16 protein-coding genes are annotated in these 16,416 nt (G+C 67.7%); 10 read left to right on the forward strand and 6 right to left on the reverse strand.

Annotation, left to right across the window (positions count from 1 at the left end):
- The first annotated feature begins 63 nt into the window (after window positions 1-63).
- Entirely contained in the window at window positions 64-1,212 is a 1,149-nt protein-coding gene (locus ACFWBU_RS02325; RefSeq protein ID WP_378527347.1) for a cytochrome P450, read from the forward strand.
- Window positions 1,213-1,278: 66 nt separating this feature from the next.
- Here ACFWBU_RS02325 and ACFWBU_RS02330 read toward each other — a convergent pair whose 3' ends face one another.
- Window positions 1,279-1,968, reverse strand: coding sequence for a hypothetical protein (locus ACFWBU_RS02330; protein WP_378527348.1), 690 nt, complete (start codon window positions 1,966-1,968; stop codon window positions 1,279-1,281).
- Window positions 1,969-2,013: 45 nt separating this feature from the next.
- Here ACFWBU_RS02330 and ACFWBU_RS02335 point away from each other — a divergent pair, with 45 nt between their 5' ends.
- Window positions 2,014-2,847 carry a helix-turn-helix domain-containing protein gene (locus ACFWBU_RS02335; RefSeq protein ID WP_378527349.1) on the forward strand — a complete coding sequence of 278 codons (834 nt, stop codon included), beginning with the start codon at window positions 2,014-2,016 and terminating at the stop codon, window positions 2,845-2,847.
- Window positions 2,848-2,871: 24 nt separating this feature from the next.
- Window positions 2,872-3,321 carry a VOC family protein gene (locus ACFWBU_RS02340; protein ID WP_378527351.1) on the forward strand — a complete coding sequence of 150 codons (450 nt, stop codon included), beginning with the start codon at window positions 2,872-2,874 and terminating at the stop codon, window positions 3,319-3,321.
- Here ACFWBU_RS02340 and ACFWBU_RS02345 read toward each other — a convergent pair.
- Together ACFWBU_RS02345 and ACFWBU_RS02350 are read right to left on the reverse strand one after the other, a co-directional pair.
- The gene (locus ACFWBU_RS02345) at window positions 3,303-4,361 is read right to left on the reverse strand and encodes a glutathione S-transferase family protein (RefSeq protein WP_169621683.1); all 1,059 of its coding nucleotides are present in this window, start codon (window positions 4,359-4,361) and stop codon (window positions 3,303-3,305) included. The two genes, ACFWBU_RS02340 and ACFWBU_RS02345, sit on opposite strands and share 19 nt — an antisense overlap.
- 33 nt (window positions 4,362-4,394) lie before the next feature.
- Window positions 4,395-5,087 (reverse strand): GNAT family N-acetyltransferase, encoded by a 693-nt coding sequence (locus ACFWBU_RS02350; RefSeq protein ID WP_169652629.1) that lies wholly within the window; start codon window positions 5,085-5,087, stop codon window positions 4,395-4,397.
- Between the two features lie 38 nt (window positions 5,088-5,125).
- Between ACFWBU_RS02350 and ACFWBU_RS02355 the strand changes: the two genes are divergently transcribed.
- The 4 genes from ACFWBU_RS02355 to ACFWBU_RS02370 all read left to right on the forward strand — a co-directional run bounded on the left by ACFWBU_RS02355 (window position 5,126) and on the right by ACFWBU_RS02370 (window position 9,686).
- Window positions 5,126-6,637 carry an MFS transporter gene (locus ACFWBU_RS02355; protein ID WP_378527354.1) on the forward strand — a complete coding sequence of 504 codons (1,512 nt, stop codon included), beginning with the start codon at window positions 5,126-5,128 and terminating at the stop codon, window positions 6,635-6,637.
- 94 nt (window positions 6,638-6,731) lie between these two features.
- Entirely contained in the window at window positions 6,732-7,790 is a 1,059-nt protein-coding gene (locus tag ACFWBU_RS02360) for a class I adenylate-forming enzyme family protein (RefSeq protein WP_206037057.1), read from the forward strand.
- Window positions 7,791-7,903: 113 nt separating this feature from the next.
- Window positions 7,904-8,665 (forward strand): crotonase/enoyl-CoA hydratase family protein, encoded by a 762-nt coding sequence (locus tag ACFWBU_RS02365; protein ID WP_296548908.1) that lies wholly within the window; start codon window positions 7,904-7,906, stop codon window positions 8,663-8,665.
- A gap of 43 nt (window positions 8,666-8,708) precedes the next feature.
- Entirely contained in the window at window positions 8,709-9,686 is a 978-nt protein-coding gene (locus ACFWBU_RS02370; RefSeq protein WP_296548910.1) for an adenosine deaminase, read from the forward strand.
- Between the two features lie 15 nt (window positions 9,687-9,701).
- Here ACFWBU_RS02370 and ACFWBU_RS02375 read toward each other — a convergent pair whose 3' ends face one another.
- Window positions 9,702-11,009, reverse strand: coding sequence for a D-arabinono-1,4-lactone oxidase (locus ACFWBU_RS02375; protein ID WP_169621688.1), 1,308 nt, complete (start codon window positions 11,007-11,009; stop codon window positions 9,702-9,704).
- Between the two features lie 75 nt (window positions 11,010-11,084).
- Between ACFWBU_RS02375 and ACFWBU_RS02380 the strand changes: the two genes are divergently transcribed.
- The 3 genes from ACFWBU_RS02380 to ACFWBU_RS02390 all read left to right on the forward strand — a co-directional run bounded on the left by ACFWBU_RS02380 (window position 11,085) and on the right by ACFWBU_RS02390 (window position 13,666).
- Window positions 11,085-11,753 (forward strand): TetR/AcrR family transcriptional regulator, encoded by a 669-nt coding sequence (locus tag ACFWBU_RS02380; protein ID WP_169652632.1) that lies wholly within the window; start codon window positions 11,085-11,087, stop codon window positions 11,751-11,753.
- Window positions 11,754-11,797: 44 nt separating this feature from the next.
- Window positions 11,798-12,973, forward strand: coding sequence for an amino acid deaminase/aldolase (locus ACFWBU_RS02385; protein ID WP_169621690.1), 1,176 nt, complete (start codon window positions 11,798-11,800; stop codon window positions 12,971-12,973).
- 78 nt (window positions 12,974-13,051) lie between these two features.
- Entirely contained in the window at window positions 13,052-13,666 is a 615-nt protein-coding gene (locus ACFWBU_RS02390; RefSeq protein ID WP_169621691.1) for an alpha/beta hydrolase, read from the forward strand.
- A 115-nt stretch (window positions 13,667-13,781) separates the two neighbouring features.
- Here ACFWBU_RS02390 and ACFWBU_RS02395 read toward each other — a convergent pair whose 3' ends face one another.
- Both ACFWBU_RS02395 and ACFWBU_RS02400 read right to left on the reverse strand, forming a co-directional pair.
- The gene (locus ACFWBU_RS02395) at window positions 13,782-15,584 is read right to left on the reverse strand and encodes a long-chain fatty acid--CoA ligase (protein ID WP_169652635.1); all 1,803 of its coding nucleotides are present in this window, start codon (window positions 15,582-15,584) and stop codon (window positions 13,782-13,784) included.
- Window positions 15,585-15,757: 173 nt separating this feature from the next.
- Window positions 15,758-16,396, reverse strand: a complete 639-nt coding sequence (locus tag ACFWBU_RS02400; RefSeq protein WP_169621693.1) for a phosphoribosyltransferase family protein — start codon at window positions 16,394-16,396, stop codon at window positions 15,758-15,760.
- Window positions 16,397-16,416: the final 20 nt, after the last annotated feature.

Here is a 16,416-nt window from a genome sequence, read left to right on the forward strand (position 1 = left end):
CCCGGGGAGCGGTTCAGGGGCGGCACACTGGACACGCCCGTACCGCTCCGACGAGGAGGGCACATGTCCGACGAAATGCCCGTGGACTGGGACCCCCGCTCGTCTGCCGTTCAGGACAACCAGATCGCCGCCTACGACGACATGCGGCACCGGTGCCCCGTGGCCCACAGCGCGTATGGCAATTGGGCGGTGTTCCGCCACGCCGACGTGGTGCGCATCCTCGACGACCCCGCGGCCTTCAGCAATCGGGTCTCCCCTCGACGGTCCGTCCCCAACGGCATGGACCCGCCCGAGCACACCCTGTTCCGCGACATCAACGACCGGTACTTCACTCCTGAACGGATGCGCGCCTTCGAACCCGACTGCCGTGAGGTGACGCGCGGACTGCTGGACGCGCTCGGCGACGGGGACGTGGAAATCATGTCGGCTCTGGCCGAGCCGTTCGCGAACCACATGCAGTGCCGATTCATGGGCTGGCCCGAACGGTTGCACGAACCGCTCCGCGAGTGGGCTCGCAGGAATCGCGAGGCCACGCTCGCACTCGACCGTGAGGCGATGGCCGCCGTCGCCGGCGAGTTCGACAGCTACATCCGCGAACAACTCGACGAGCGGCGTGAGAACCCTACGCACGACGTGACCTCCGAACTGCTCGCAGAGCGGGTCGACGGAAGGCCGCTCTCCGACGACGAACTCGTCTCCATGATCCGCAACTGGACGGTCGGGGAACTGAGCACCATCAGTGCGGGTGTCGGCATCGTCGCGTCATTCCTGGCATCCCGCCCCGACGTGCAGAGTGTGCTGAGAGCCGAGCCGGACCGAATCCGCGCCGCGTGCGACGAGATCCTGCGAATCCGGCCGCCGCTCATCGCCAATCGGCGTCGCACGACGCGCGAGGTCGTCGTCGCCGATCGCGCCATCCCGGCGGGCGAACGCGTCCTGGTGCTGTGGGCGTCCGCCGACCGTGACGAGGAGATCTTCGGCGATCCCGACGAATTCTCATTCGACCGTGACCCGGAACCGAACCTGCTCTACGGACGTGGCGTCCACGCGTGTCCCGGAGCACCGCTCGCGCGACTCGAACTGACCGTGCTCGTCGAGGAACTGCTCGGCGCGACCACCTCGCTGACCGCGGCCGAGGGCGCCCACCTTGTCTACGCCACCTATCCGGCCGGCGGGTACAGCGAGGTTTCGGTCTCGCTCGTACGGAGGTGAGCCGGGACCGTATCGGTACCCGGGTGTGGGACAGCCGCCGGACGTACGCCGACGGCACGTCCACCGTCAGGCCACGGGAGGCACCGTCCGGAGTTCGCTCCACGTTGCGGGCGGCGGGCCGAAGGCGTCGCGGGCGTTGGTGATGGTGCGCTTCCCGATCGCACGGTTGCCCGCGCCACCGATCGCGGCACCGATTCCGGCGGGGACCAGTTTGCCCAGCACCAGTGCGCTCCGTTTGGCGAGATACTTGCGAACGAACCCCTTCACGAGCGAGTTGTTCACAACCTTCAACTGCTTGTTGTCGAGTTGGCCGGTGAGCGCCCTCGGCAAGTTCTTCATCGACGTACCTGTGGCCGCCGCGACGATCTCCTTGCCGGTGTCGCCGAGCGCGACCGCCAGCACGAGTGCCCGTCGCTGTTCGTGGTCGTGGGGTTCGATGCCGTGTACGGCCGCGATCGCGAGGGTGAGCAGAGCCGACGCTTCGAGGAAGAAGATCGTCTCCGCGCCCACCGCGCCGAGTGCCGCGACGGTACCCACTCCGGGGAAGGCTGCGGTCGCGCCCACCGCGGATCCGCTGCCCGTGACGCCGAGCAGGAACTGCTTTTCGAGACGCGTGATGATCTGCGCGGGGGATTCGTCCGGATGCGCACGACGCAGGAGGTCGACGTACTTCGCAACTGCGGGTCCCTGCAGCTTGCTGCCGTTGTCGAGCAACCGCACGAGCATTTTCTCGACGGGTCCCGTGGTGTCCTTCATTCGGCTTCTGTCCTCTTTTCTGCGGGAGCTGGTTACGCTTGTCGAGTGACCGGCTCTTCTGGCGCAGTCGGGGTTTCCCAGGGTGCTCGGCAGCGGCCTGCGCCGCTGCTGAGACCGTTCGTGCGTTGGTACGAAGGATATCGGCTGGCGGGCTTTCCGCCCGGAATCCATCGCGGTATGCCGTCACCGGAAGTTACGGTAATTATCACGTTTGGCGAGCCGGTTGCCTTGCTTCCCGACGTCGGACCGCCCGACACATTCGACGCACTCGCGAGTGGTTTGTCGTCCGCGCCGGTGATCATCGCGCACACCGGATTCCAGCACGGAATCCAGTTGTCGCTCACGCCCGCCGGCGCCCGCGCCCTCCTCGGCGTACCTGCTGCCGCACTGGGGTCGTGGGCTGTCGATCTCGAGGACGTGCTGGGTGTGGACTATCGGGAATTGAACGACGGTCTGGCCGGCACGCCGACGTGGCCGGAAAGATTCGCGATTCTCGATCGCATCCTCGCCAGACGCCTCGTGGCGAGTGGCGAGGTGGGAATCGACAGCGCACTCTCGCAGGCGTGGCGGATGCTGGTGTCCGACCCCGGACGTCCGGTTCGGACAGTGGCCGACGAACTCGGCTGGAGCCGTAGGTATCTCACCGGCCGGTTCGTCGCAGAATTCGGCCTCCCACCCAAAGAGGTCGCGCGGGTCGCGCGTTTTCACCGCTCACGAAGTCTGTTGCGAACCGCGGGACCGCACCGCCTCGCAGACGTCGCCGCTGTGTGCGGCTACTACGACCAAGCCCACCTGGCCCGGGAGTGGCGCGACCTCGCCGGTGTGCCGCCGTCCCGCTGGCTGGCCGAGGAAGTGTTCCCAATCGTCCAAGACGAGTGAGCCACCGGCGCGAAGACTGGGGTCATGACGAACACATCGGAGACCACAGCAACCACGACAACCACCGGCAGCGGCCACGCGCCCGGAGTATGGCCGTGCCTGTCCTACAGCGACGCACGGGCCGCGATCCGGTTCCTCGTCGACACCCTCGGATTCGCCGAAAGCGCCGTCTACGGGGAGGGGAACCGCGTCGACCACGCCGAACTGACGTGGCCGTACGGCGGCGGACTCATGCTCGGGTCCGTCAAGCGTGAGACCGAGTTGAGCCAGCACCCCGACGACGGCTCGGTGTATCTCGTCGTTCCCGAGGACTCCATAGCCGACGACCTGTACCGGAAGGTCGTCGACGCGGGTGCGACCGTCACCGTCGAACTCCGTGACGAGGACTACGGATCACACGGGTTCGTCTGCCGCGACCCGCACGGCGTGTACTTCAGCATCGGCACCTACCCCGGTCACGGATTCGGAGAGTGACGACGCGGCGCGTGGTCGGGAGGAACACTCTCGGCCACGCGCGGCGGCGGTGGCGGAGTGCCGTCGCCGAACGGCCTCCCGCCCAGGACGTCGCGTCCGTGCGGGCTGAGCCAATTCGCCAGATCGGGTCCCCGCGGAACGATCCGGCTCGGGTTGATATCGGTGTGCACCAGGTAGTAGTGCTGCTTGATCTGCACGAAATCGACGGTGTCGCCGAAACCGGGCGTCTGGAACAGGTCTCGGGCGTACCCCCACAACGCGGGAAACGCCGTGAGCGGATTCCGGTTGCACTTGAAGTGGCCGTGATAGACCGGATCGAAGCGCACCAGAGTCGTGAACAGCCGCACGTCGGCCTCGGTGATCGACTCGCCCACGAGGTAACGACGGGTGCCCAGTCGTTCCTCGAGCTGATCGAGTCGCGCGAACAGCCGGTCGAACGCCTGGTCGTACGACGCCTGCGAACCTGCGAACCCGCACCGGTACACGCCGTTGTTCACATCGCGGTACACGGCGTCGGACACCTCGTCGATCTCGTCCCGCAACCTCTCCGGATACAACTCGGGTGCACCGTCGCGGTGATACCGCGTCCACTCGGTGGAGAAGTCGAGCGTCATCTGCGCGTAGTCGTTGGTGACGACTTCGCCGGTCGGGACCTCGACGATCGCGGGAACGGTGATCCCCCGGTCGTACCCGGGGAACCGGGCGAAGTAGGCGTCCTGGAGCCGCGGGATGCCGAGTACCGGGTCGACACCGCCGGGATCGAGGTCGAAGGTCCAGCTGCGTTCGTCGTGTGTGGGACCGCACAAGCCGAGCGACAGCGCGTCTTCGAGCCCGAGCAGTCGCCGCACGATCACGGCGCGGTTCGCCCACGGGCACGCCCGTGCCGCGACGAGCCGGTAACGCCCGGGCTCGACGGGATAGCCGTCGCGGCCGTCGGCGGTGATGCGGGTGTCGATGTACCGGGTGTCACGGGTGAAGCCGGAACCCGGCTCGACGTAGGTGCCGCCGGTCTTCTTGTCTGATCCGCGGTTCTCGGCCACGGCGCACCTCGCTCTGTCTCGTGCCGACGCGTATTAGGGGTCGGCGGGTAGTCGCACGGTCATCTGTGTTCCCCATTCGGTGTACCCCGACACCGCAGCGAGTCCACGCGCGGCGGCGTTGCCCCGCCGCACACGGGACATGGGGATCAGGCCTGTGTCGAGCGCGTCGTGGGTCGCGAGCGTTGTCACGGTCGCGGCGAGTCCGATCCGCCGGTACTCGGGTGCGGAGATCACACGCACGTCGGCGAGCAGCGAATGCAGTTCGCGGTAGCCCGCTCCGGCGAGGGGCCGGCGATCGTCGTCGAGCAGAACGAACGATCGGCTCGGCCACGCGAGCGGCAGATCGGTTTCGGTCACGTCGTCGGGAGGGCAGTGGCGCAAGAGTTCGGCGAGGTCCTCGGCCTCGTGGGAGACGAGGGGGTCGCGTACGCGCGTCGCGTCCACCCAATCGGCGCACAGTCCCAGGTCCTCGATGCGTACCGCGCGCCCGCCGGTGGCGTCGCGTACCGCGGTCTCGTCGATTCGGTCGGGCGTGAGTTCCGCGATCGCCGACACGGCCGATTCGGGACCGACCACCGCGACGGCCTCGCCCACCCGCAGGATGCGAAGGGTGCGCGTCGTCGCGTCCACGCGCAGTACCGCACCCGGCGTGGTGAGTGCGTTGTCGGCGAGTCCGAGCGCACGGCACCATGCCAAGGTGGCGATGCTCGAGAGATGCGGGTCCACCGGGATACCGTAGACCTTCGAGGAGCGGAGGGGTTTTCGTGAGCGGTGTCACCGAGGGGAGCGGTACGGCCACACCGGAGGGGGCCGGCGGGCAATGGGCGGCCTTGGCCGCGCTGTGCCTCGGGTTCTTCATGATCCTGGTGGACAGCACCATCGTCGCCGTGGCGAACCCGGCGATCCTGCGTGCGTTCGACACCGACATCGACAGCGTCGTCTGGGTCACCAGCGCCTATCTGCTCGCGTATGCGGTGCCGCTACTGGTCACCGGACGCCTGGGCGATCGTTTCGGCCCCCGGCGGATGTACCTGGGCGGTCTCGTCGTGTTCACGGGAGCGTCGCTGTGGTGCGGCATGTCGTCGACGGTCGAGATGCTCATCGTGGCGCGCGTGTTCCAGGGGTTCGGCGCGGCGATGATGTCCCCGCAGACGATGACCGTGATCACCAGGATTTTCCCGCCCGACCGTCGTGGCAGTGCCATGGGGTTGTGGGGCGCGGTGGCAGGCATCGCGACGTTGGCCGGTCCCCTCGCCGGGGGCGTTCTGGTGGACACCCTGGGGTGGGAGTGGATCTTCTTCGTGAACGTCCCCGTCGGCATCGTCGGTTTCCTCCTCGCCGTACGGTATGTGCCGGTTCTGCCGACTCACGCCCACCGCCTCGACATTCCAGGCGTGATCCTGAGCGGACTGGGCTTGTTCTGTCTCGTGTTCGGCATCCAGGAAGCCAACTCGTACGACTGGTCCGCGCGGGTGTGGTTGCTGATCGGTGCCGGCATCGCGATGCTGGTGGTGTTCGTCCGGTATCAGGCGGTCACCCGCGGCGAGCCACTCGTGCCGCTCGTGTTGTTCCGCGACCGAAACTTCTGCCTGGCGAACGTGGGAATCGCCTCGATCGGCTTCGCGATCACGTCCGTGATGCTGCCGTTCATGTTCTACGCCCAGGCGGTGCGGGGACTGAGCCCGACCGGCGCGGCAGTGCTCATGATTCCGATGGCCGTGCTGAGCGGGGTGCTCGCGCCGGGCGTGGGCCGTCTGGTCGACCGGGTGCATCCGAGGGTGATCGCGTCCGCCGGGTTCGCCCTCCTCGCCGTCGCGTTCGCGTGGCTGTCGCTGGTCATGACGCCGGACACGTCCGGTCTGCAGTTGTTGCTGCCGATCGGGCTGATGGGTGTCGCGAGCGCCGCTATCTGGTCGCCGTTGTCGGCGACCGCCACCCACCACCTCTCGCGGGCCCTGGCCGGTGCGGGTTCCGGCGTGTACAACACCACCCGGCAGGTCGGGGCGGTACTCGGCAGCGCGGCACTGGGATCGCTCATGGCCGCGCGACTGTCGGCGAACGGCTTGGGCAGTGGTGGTGCGTCCGAGATGGATGCCCTCGAGATGCCGGTCTCCTTGCACGAACCGTTCGCGGCGGCGATGGCCCAGTCCATGTGGCTGCCGACGGCAGTCCTGCTGGTGGGGCTCGTCGCGTCGCTGGCGTTCGAACGTCCGCGGAGCCAGAGACTGCGCCGCGAGGCGGGCGCGCAGACTGCCGCCGAGAGCGCCGCACTGTGACCCGGCGTGTGCGTTCTACGCCGCTTTGTCGTTCACGCCCCCCGAGTGTGACGCGCGCCATATAGTTCAACCACGCGCAGCCGTGGGAGGTGGCATGTCATTGGCGGTGGTGGAGATTCCCGCTGGGGCCGGGTGGTTGAGGGACGAGCGTGTCACGCGCCGTTCCGGAGGCATCCTCCAGTACGAAGGGCTCGAACCGTGCCTGGCGGAACTCCTCGACCGCAGTGCGCTCAGATTCTCGAACAATGTTGCGGCGGTTGATCGTTCGGGACACACCCTGACCTACCGCGAGCTGTGGTCGGCTGCCGCCAGGGTGGCGGGCGGGTTGCTCGACCAAGGTGTCGGACCGGCAGACCGGGTGGTCGTGGACTACTGCAACGGCTTCGAGTGGCTGCGAGCGTTTCTCGGCGTCGTACTCGCCGGTGCCGTACCCGTTCTGCCCGATCCGGCATGCAGCGAAGCCGAACTCGAGTGGATCGTGGCCGACAGCGGTGCGGTGCTCTGCCTCCAGGGCCCGCCGCCCGACGGCATCGCGTTCCTCGACGGCGGAGCGTCGCCGGACGAACTCGCGCTGCTGTACTACGTGCGCAGATGGGGCGGAGGCATGCACGGGGTCGAACTGACCAACACCAACGTGCTGTCGACGATCGAAGCAGTTGCGCGCGCGATGAATCTGGCGGGCGAGAGTGCCCGCACGGTCATCACCGCGCCGCTGTCGACGTCGGTCGGGTGCAGTGTGCAGTTGCTGCCCACCTTGGCGTTCGGCGGCACGGTGGTCGCGTCGGGTTCGCGCGGAATCAGGGTGCCGTGGCGGCATCCTCGTGCGTCGTTCCCCTCCGCGCGATGCGTCCGCGGGTGGGGAGTGGCCGAGACGGGCGGCATCGGGCTGTTACTGCCGTCCGAGTACCGCAAGCAGCATCCCCGCAGTGTGGGTGTCCCGTTCGGGGGAATCGAGGTGGGTCTCCTCGGTCCCGGTGCCGAAAGCGGTGTAGGTGAGTTGCTGTGCCGGGGCCCCAGCGTCGCGAGACGCTATTGGAACGACCCGGTAGGGACGGCCGACACGTTCTCCGACGACGGGTGGTTCCGTACCGGCGACCAGGTGTACATCGACGACGAGGGGTTCGTCTATCCGGTGGCCGTGCGGGTGGCGTGAGCGGTGGGACACGGCATTCTCGCGACCGCCGGCGTCCGGTATACACCGGGTAACCGAATTCTCCGGCCGAGCGAGCGGGGACGGTCCGCACCCCACAACAGAAGGATGTTTTCATGTCCGACGAAGTCCTGCTCGAGCGTCGTGGCCGAGTCCTCGTCATCACCATCAACCGGCCCGACGCCCGAAACGCGGTCAACGCGGCGGTCAGTCGCGGTCTCGCCGACGCGGTCGACACCCTCGACGAGGACGCCGGACTCTCGGTCGGTGTGCTGACCGGCGCCGGCGGGAACTTCTGCGCCGGCATGGACCTCAAGGCATTCGTCGCGGGTGAGAACGTTGCGATCCCCGGCAAGGGACTCGGCTTCACCGAAGCCCCGCCCCGCAAGCCGCTCATCGCAGCAGTCGAAGGTTTCGCGCTCGCCGGCGGCACCGAACTGGTTCTCGCGACCGATCTGGTGGTCGCCGCGAAGAACGCGAAGTTCGGCATTCCCGAGGTCAAACGAGGTCTGGTCGCGGCAGGCGGTGGCCTGCTGCGGCTTCCGTCCCGCATTCCGTACCAGAAGGCGATGGAACTGGCTCTGACCGGCGACTCCTTCACCGCGGAAGAAGCCCACGGCTTCGGTTTCGTCAACACCCTGACCGAGCCCGGCGCGGCACTCGACGGCGCCCTCGCGCTTGCCGAACGCATCACCGCCAACGGCCCGCTGGCGGTGGCGGTGACCAAGGAGATCATCGCCAAGTCGGTGGACTGGGCGTCGGACGAAGCGTTCTCGAAGCAGATGGAACTGGCCGCTCCCGTGTTCGTCTCCGAAGATGCGCGCGAAGGTGCGACGGCATTCGCGGAAAAGCGGCCACCCGTGTGGCAGGGCCGCTAGTGCCCTGAGCAGGGCCGGAAGAGCCGACAGAGAGGACACGCCCGTGACATCGAGAGACGATCTCGGCGACGTGGATCGGCACGCGTCGCCGGAAGATGCACTGGCCGAACTGCACGTGCACATCGAGGGCACGCTCGAGCCGGAACTGATGCTCGAACTGGCCGAACGCAACCACGTGACGTTGCCGCACGGAGACGTCGACTACCTCCTGTCCGGGCACGAGTTCTCGGGGTTGCAGTCGTTTCTCGATCTGTACTACGCGAACATGGAGGTTCTCCGTACCGCCGAGGACTTCTCCGATCTCGCGCGCGGCTACCTTGCGCGCGCTGCACGCGCCGGGATCACCCACGCCGAGTTCTTCTTCGATCCGCAGGCGCATGTGGTGCGCGGAGTCCCGCTCGAGGACGTGGTGGAGGGACTGTCCGATGCCGTCGCGGTGTCCCGCCGGGAGTTCGGTGTCGACGCGGCCATGATCGCCTCGATCGTGCGCGACCATCCGGTACCGGACGCCCACGCGATCTTCGGCGAGCTGATGCGGCTTCAGGCCCCGATCGTCGCGCTCGGCCTCGATTCGGCGGAGGTCGGGTACCCGCCGTCACTCTTCGAAGACGTCTTCGCGCGCGCCCGGGCGGAGGGTCTGCACATCACCGTGCACGCCGGCGAAGAGGGGCCGCCCGAGTACGTGTGGCAGGCACTCGATCTGCTCGGGGCCGAACGCATCGACCACGGGATTCGTTCGCTGGAAGACCCTGCTCTCGTCGAGCGCCTCGTCGAGGAGCAGATCCCGCTCACCACCTGCCCGTTGTCGAACGTGAGGTTGCACGTCGTCGAGTCGCTGTCAGTGCACCCGTTGCACCGGATGCTCGATGCAGGCTTGGCGGTGACCATCAACTCCGATGATCCCGCGTACTTCGGCGGTTACGTCGACGACGTGTTCGCTGCCTTGCACGACGAGCTCGGTCTCACCGAAGAGGAGCGGAAGCTCCTCGCGCGCAATTCGATCCGAGCCGCGTTCACCTGAGCGCGGCGGCGCCGGTCATGCGCCGAGCACTCGGTCGAGATACGGATTGGCGAACATGCGGGCGGGGTCCACGCGATCGCGGACAGCCAGGAAATCGTCGAATCGTGGGTAGGCCGCACGCAGGTCGGCGGCGGCGCGTCCGTGCATCTTTCCCCAGTGCGGACGGCCGTCCACGGCACGCATGATCGACTCGACCGCATCGAAGTACGCGCGGTGATCGCGCCGGTGATACTGGTGCACTGCGACGTACGCGGTCTCGCGGCCGTACGCGGTCGACAACCAGACGTCGTCCCGTGCGGCGAAGCGCACCTCCACGGGGAACCCGATCCGGGTGCCGCTTGCTTCCAGCCAGGAGTCGATCTCGTGGAGCACCTCCGGCAGGGCCTCGACCGGGACGGCGTATTCCATCTCGCGGAAGCGGACCCGGCGCGGGGACGCGAACACCCGGTAGCTGCGGTCGACGAAGGTGCGGGCGGACAGGGCACGCGAGGCGATCCGGTTGAGCTGCGGGATGGCGCCGGGAGCGCGGGTGCCGACGTGCTGGAAAGCTCCGAAGACGCCGTTGGAGAGGACCTCGTCGTCGAGCAGTCCTCTGAACCGTCCGACCGGCTGGGTGGGGGCGGCGCCGTCGAGTCGGGTGTTGTGTTTGGTCAGCACACCGTCGGTGTGGGGAAACCAGTAGAACTCGAAGTGGTCCACGCCGGTCCGCAGCGACTCGATGTCTTCGAGTGTCTCGTGCAAGGACGACGGCGCTTCGTGTGCGCGCAACCGGAACGCCGGCACGCAGTCGAGGGTGACCGTTGCGAGGATACCCAGTGCGCCGAGGCCCAGCCGTGCGGCTTCGAACAGCGCCGGGTCGTGCTCGGGTGAACATTCCGCCACGCTTCCGTCGGCGAGGACGACGGTCAATCCCTGCACCGAAGCCGCGAGGCCCGTGAAACCCGTTCCGGTGCCGTGTGTTCCGGTCGAGATGGCGCCCGCGATGGTTTGGACGTCGATGTCGCCGAGGTTGGGTACCGCCAGTCCCATCTCCCACAGCATCGCACTCAGGTCGCGCAGGCGCGTGCCGGCGGACACGGTCACGAGGGCTCCGGTGGGGGTCTGTTCCGTCGAGAGGATCCCCGAGAGAGCGCCGAGCGACACCAGCGTGCCGTCGGTGACGGCGACGCCTGTGAACGAATGGCCCGCGCCCACCGCCTTGACGTGCTCGCCGCGCCGGGACGCGCGCGCAACCACGGCGACGAGGTCGTCGATCGTGCGGGGGGTGTCGAAACGCCGGGGTGACGCCGCTTCGGTCCGCGCCCAGTTGTGCCAGGTTGCCATCACACAATCATGATCTTGGACAAGCGTTCAGGTCAATAGCCACACCGGAGTGACGCCGGGATCTACGATCGGACCATGCTGAATCGGTTGCCCGCGGATGAGCGCCGGACACAACTCGTCGAGTCGGCGCTCGCGCTCGCCGAGCAGGGAGGAGTGGGCGCGGTGACCGTCCGTGCGGTCGCCGAGAAGGCCGGCGTATCCCTCGGCGTCGTGCACTACTGCTTCGAGAACAAGGAAGCGCTCGTCGTCGCGATGGCGGAAACGCTCATCGACCAGCTGGGAGAGGCCATGAACGCGGCCTTCGACATTCCCGACGACGTGCCCGGCCCGGAGGGGCTGGGCGGACTCCGTCAGCTTCTGCACGCGGGCCTCACCGCGATGTGGCCCGCTCTCGAGTTCACGGCCGGACGCCAGCTGCTCACCTACGAGATCACCGCGTACTCGTTGCGGCACCGGCCCGCCGGGATCGCGCCCACCGGTGCGGGTTCGCCCGTTGCCAGCGGCGACATCGCGGCACTGCAGTACCAGCGGATGGACGACCATGCCGGCCGCTTCCTGCTGGCGTGCGCCGATCGATCCGGCACCGAATGGATCGAACCCGTCCCGAGCCTCGCGCGACTTGCTCTGGCGTTACTCGACGGGCTTGTGCTCCGCTGGCTCGTCGATCAGGACGACGACGCGGTAACCATCGAACTGGACAACCTGGCGGAGATCATCGCCTCCCGCGCCATCGAACGACCGTGATCGACCCGACCGACGTTTCCGACCGACAACCGGATGGATGTGCCTTGCTCCACGCTGCCCTCGACCGACTCGACGCCGCCACCACCGAGCTCGATCCGCCTTTCGCCGCACTCGACCTGCAGACCCTGCGCGGCAATGCGCGGGACTTGGTCCGGCGTGCGGGAGGCACGCCCGTCCGGGTCGCGAGCAAATCGGTGCGGTGCCGCGCGGTCCTCGAGGAGGTTCTCGGCCCCGGACTGACGGAGCGTGAGGGATTTCGGGGGATCATGGCGTACTCCCTGCGGGAGGCGTTGTGGCTCGTGGAACAAGGAGCGCGCGACGTACTGATGGGCTACCCGACCGTCGACCGGGGCGCACTGGCCGAATTGGCTTCCCGCCCTGCCGCGCTCGACTCCATCACGCTGATGATCGACTCGGACGCGCACCTGAGCATCATCCGTAATGCCATGGGGCAGGCGCGTGTACGGCCACGGGTGTGCGTGGATGTCGACGCATCGCTTCGCGTCGGACCGGTGCATCTGGGGGTGCGGCGTTCGCCGCTGCGCACCCCGGACCAGGTGGCCGCGCTGGCGCGTCGTGCCGACTCGGCCGGCTTCGCCGTAGTCGGAGTGATGTTCTACGAAGCCCAGATCGCAGGTCTCCCGGATTCTTCGGCTCCGGTCCGCTGGGTCAAACGCGCGTCCGCTGCCGAACTCGCCACCCGGCGCGGCGCCGTGGTCGACGCGGTGCGTGCCGTCGTCGGCGACCTCGAGATCGTCAACAGCGGTGGAACGGGTTCTCTCGAGGTCAGCTCCGCCGATGCGGTCGTCACCGAGGTCACCGCCGGATCGGGACTCTACGTCCCCACCCTGTTCGACCACTACCGCGCGTTCACGCCCCAGCCGTCGCTCTTCTTCGCGTTGCCCGCGGTGCGGAAACCCGCAGCGGCGATCACGACCTTGTTCGGCGGCGGGTACATCGCCTCGGGACCGGCCTCCACCTCGCGGGTGCCGCGCCCCGTGCGCCCTGCGGGACTGAGATTGCTCCGTAACGAGGGTGCCGGCGAGGTGCAGACACCGGTGACGGGTCGTGCGGCACGGGACATCCCGATCGGCGACCGGGTCTGGTTTCGGCACGCGAAGGCCGGTGAACTGTGTGAGCGTTTCGACCGTTTGTACGTCGTGGACGGCGAGACCCGCGTCGAGGTACCCACTTACCGTGGCGAGGGGCATTGCTGGTGATCGCCCGGCCGGTGAGCTAGGGCCGGTGACCTCGGGCCGATGACCCCGGGCTGAGCACCCGGATGGAAGGATGCGCCCATGCCGTTCTTCCCGGGAAGCACCGGCCGGATGCATTGGCGGCACTGGTCCGTCGACGAACCCCGCGCCGGAGTGATCTTCGCGCACGGGATGGGGCAGCACACCGGTCACTACCACCGATTCGCCGGGGGACTCGCCGCGCACGGTATCGCACTGTGGGGCCTCGATCTGGCGGGCCACGGATTGTCGGAAGGGCAACCGGGGCAGGCCGGAGACACAGCGGACCATGCCGCGGATCTGGCGACACTCACCGCTGTCGCCGAACCGAGTGGAGTGCCGCTCGTGCTCATGGGCCATTCGCTCGGCGCGGCGTCGTCTCTGGCACTTCTGCGCTCCGATGCCGCACGGTTCCGCGGTGTGGTGCTGTGCGGCACGCCGCGCCGGGCTGCGGTTCCGGAGACCGCGGCTCTGCTCTCCGCGACCGGCCTGGCGGCCCTCGCACTGCACGGCCTCGACGACAGGCTGGCTCCCGTCGGACCCGTGCGCGAGTGGGCCGCGTCGATCCCCACCCTGCGCTGGCGGGACTTTGCCGATGCCGGGCACGACCTGCTGCACGAGCCCGGACACCGGCTCGTGACGGACGAGGTCGCCGGCTTCGTGCTCGAGGTGTCGTGAACGCGCCGGGCGGCGGCGTGCCCGATGGTGTGACCCAGCTGGTGTGAAACGCACTGTGCCCCTCGCCGGTCGGGCGAGGGGCACAGTGCGCAGTGTTGCTACGAAGCTGTCTCGATCAGTTGTAGATCGAGGCGATCTCCGAGCCGTGCTTCTCGTGGATGATGTTCCGCTTGAGCTTGAGCGTCGGCGTCAATTCGCCTGTCTCGATGCTGAAGTCGGTATCGAGAATCCGGTACTTCTTGATCGCTTCGGCCTTGGACACCTTCTTGTTGGTGTCGGCGACCGCAGTGTCGATCTCGGCGATCAGGTCCGCGTTCTTGATCAGGTCGGCGACGGGAGTCCCGGCCGGCAGGCTGTGGCGCTCGAGCCAGCCCGGCAGCGCCTCCTGATCGATGGTGATCAGTGCGCCGATGAAGGGCTTCGAATCACCGACGACGAGCACCTGGCTGATCAGCGGGTGCGCACGCAGCGAATCCTCGAGGATCGCCGGAGCGACGTTCTTGCCGCCCGCGGTGACGATGAGTTCCTTCTTGCGGCCCGTGATCGAGACGAAACCGTTCTCGTCGATCGCACCGATGTCGCCGGTGTGGAACCAGCCCTCGCGGATCGCGTCCTTGGTGGCTTCGTCGTTCTGCCAGTAACCCTCGAAGACCTGTGGGCCCTTGAGCAGCAGTTCGCCGTCTTCGGCGATCTTCGCGGCGCAGCCGTTGAACGGCTTGCCGACACTGCCGATCTTCTGTGCGGCGGGGGTGTTCATGATGATGCCGCCGGTGGTCTCGGTCAGGCCGTAGCCCTCGAGCACGTTGACGCCGACTCCGCGGAAGAAGTGTCCGAGGCGCGCGCCCAGTGCGGCACCGCCGGCGACGGCCATGCTCGCCTTGCCGCCGAGAGCAGCACGCAGCTTGCCGTAGACGAGCCGGTCGAAGACCGCGTGCTTGATCTTCAGGCCCAGGCCCGGTCCGCCCGTCTCGAGCGACTGGCTGTACTGGATCGCGACGTCGGAGGCCTTCTCGAAGATCTTGCCCTTGCCGCCGTCGTAGGCCTTCTGCTTCGCGGAGTTGTAGACCTTCTCGAAGACCCGGGGCACCGACAGGATGAAGTCGGGCTGGAACTCGGCGAACTTGTCGAGCAGGGTCGTCAGATCCGAGGTGTGCGCGACCGTCACCCGGCTGTCGAAGGCCGAGAACGAGATCAGACGTGCGAAGACGTGCGCGAGTGGCAGGAAGAGCAGCGTGCGACGGCCGGCTTGCATGCTCTCGGGCAGGGCGATGGCGCACGCCGTCGACTCGGCGTAGAGGTGACGATGCTTGAGCAGAACACCCTTGGGGCGGCCCGTCGTGCCCGAGGTGTAGATGAGGGTCGCGCCGGATTCCGCGACGACCTGAGCCCGGCGTTCCTCGACCTGCTCGTCGGTGATCGCCGCGCCGCGGGCGATGAGTTCCTCGACGGCGCTCTTGCCGCCGGAGCCGGGCTCGATCGTGAGCATTTCGCGAAGGGCGGGTGCGGCGTCGGCGACCTCGCGCACGACGTCGGCGTACTCGTCCTTCTCCACCACGAGAATCGAGGTGCCCGAGTCTTCGAGGATCCACTTGGACTGATCGGCGGCGGAGGTCTCGTAGATGGCCACCGTGACGCCACCCGCGGTCCAGATCGCGTAGTCCAGCAGGACCCACTCGTAGCGGGTCCCGGAGAGGATCGCGACGCGGTCACCGAACTCGACGCCCGAGGCCATCAGGCCCTTGGCGACACTGCGGACCTGGTCGGCGAACTCTCGTGCGGAGACCTTCACCCACTTGCCGTCCATGGGCCGCTCGAACGCTACGAACTCCGGGGATTCCTTCTCGTGCCGGAACACCGAATCGGCCATCGAGACGTTCTCCGGAATCGAGAACGACTGTGGTACGGCAATCTCACTCACTGCGACCCTCCATCTTTTTGAATCTGCGGTGTGCATTGCATCACAGTTCATTGGGATTTGCATCACCCGGGCGTCCGAATTGCGAATAATTTACAGTCCGATAAGCGTGATGTGCACAACACAACCTACCGCCGGGTAATGGGCACGATGCTACATGGTCGATGAGTTGCAGATCACAACCGAGTGCTGCGAAGGATCCGGACGGCCTCGTCGTCCTCGAGCTGATGGAAGTCGTCGTACGCGGCACCCACGCTGTTCGTATCGCGCGGAATCCACGGGCAGAGCACCTCGTCGGCGACCCGGGCAACCCGGCGGGCAGCCTCGGGGGAGGCGACGGGCACGGCCACGATCACGACGACGGCGCCGCTCGCACGCGCCGCCAGGCACGCCACCGCGACCGTGGCGCCGGTAGCCATCCCGTCGTCGACGATCAATGCGGTGCGGGCCGACAACTCGAGTCGCGCGTGCCCGGCGCGGAGCAGGGCGGCCCGCCGCTCGAGTTCCGTGCGCTCTCGCGCTTCGACTGCATCGATCGTGTCGTCGTCGATCCGGCTCACCCGGACGACGTCCTCGTTGAGGACGCGGAACCCGCCCTCCGCGATGGCTCCCATCGCAAGCTCGGGATGCCACGGCACCCCGAGTTTGCGCACCACCAGAACGTCGAGCGGTGCGCTCAGAGCGAGGGCGACTTCCCGCGCGACGGGGATCCCCCCGCGCGGCAGAGCCAGCACCACGGGATCCCGAGTGTCGCGCAGGTGCCTTGCCGCGCGGGCGAGCTTCCGCCCGGCGTCCTCTCGAGAGGCATACGGCACCTCTCCAGTATGGGCCGGAC

This window comes from Rhodococcus sp. NPDC060084 (assembly GCF_042730335.1).
Taxonomy (GTDB): domain Bacteria; phylum Actinomycetota; class Actinomycetes; order Mycobacteriales; family Mycobacteriaceae; genus Rhodococcus.

Coding starts and splice junctions, on each gene's coding strand:
- ACFWBU_RS02325 (WP_378527347.1), top strand. CDS start 64: ATGTCCGACGAAATGCCCGTGGACTGGGACCCCCGCTCGTCTGCCGTT.
- ACFWBU_RS02330 (WP_378527348.1), bottom strand. CDS start 1,968: ATGAAGGACACCACGGGACCCGTCGAGAAAATGCTCGTGCGGTTGCTC.
- ACFWBU_RS02340 (WP_378527351.1), top strand. CDS start 2,872: ATGACGAACACATCGGAGACCACAGCAACCACGACAACCACCGGCAGC.
- ACFWBU_RS02360 (WP_206037057.1), top strand. CDS start 6,732: ATGTCATTGGCGGTGGTGGAGATTCCCGCTGGGGCCGGGTGGTTGAGG.
- ACFWBU_RS02365 (WP_296548908.1), top strand. CDS start 7,904: ATGTCCGACGAAGTCCTGCTCGAGCGTCGTGGCCGAGTCCTCGTCATC.
- ACFWBU_RS02375 (WP_169621688.1), bottom strand. CDS start 11,009: ATGGCAACCTGGCACAACTGGGCGCGGACCGAAGCGGCGTCACCCCGG.
- ACFWBU_RS02380 (WP_169652632.1), top strand. CDS start 11,085: ATGCTGAATCGGTTGCCCGCGGATGAGCGCCGGACACAACTCGTCGAG.
- ACFWBU_RS02390 (WP_169621691.1), top strand. CDS start 13,052: ATGCCGTTCTTCCCGGGAAGCACCGGCCGGATGCATTGGCGGCACTGG.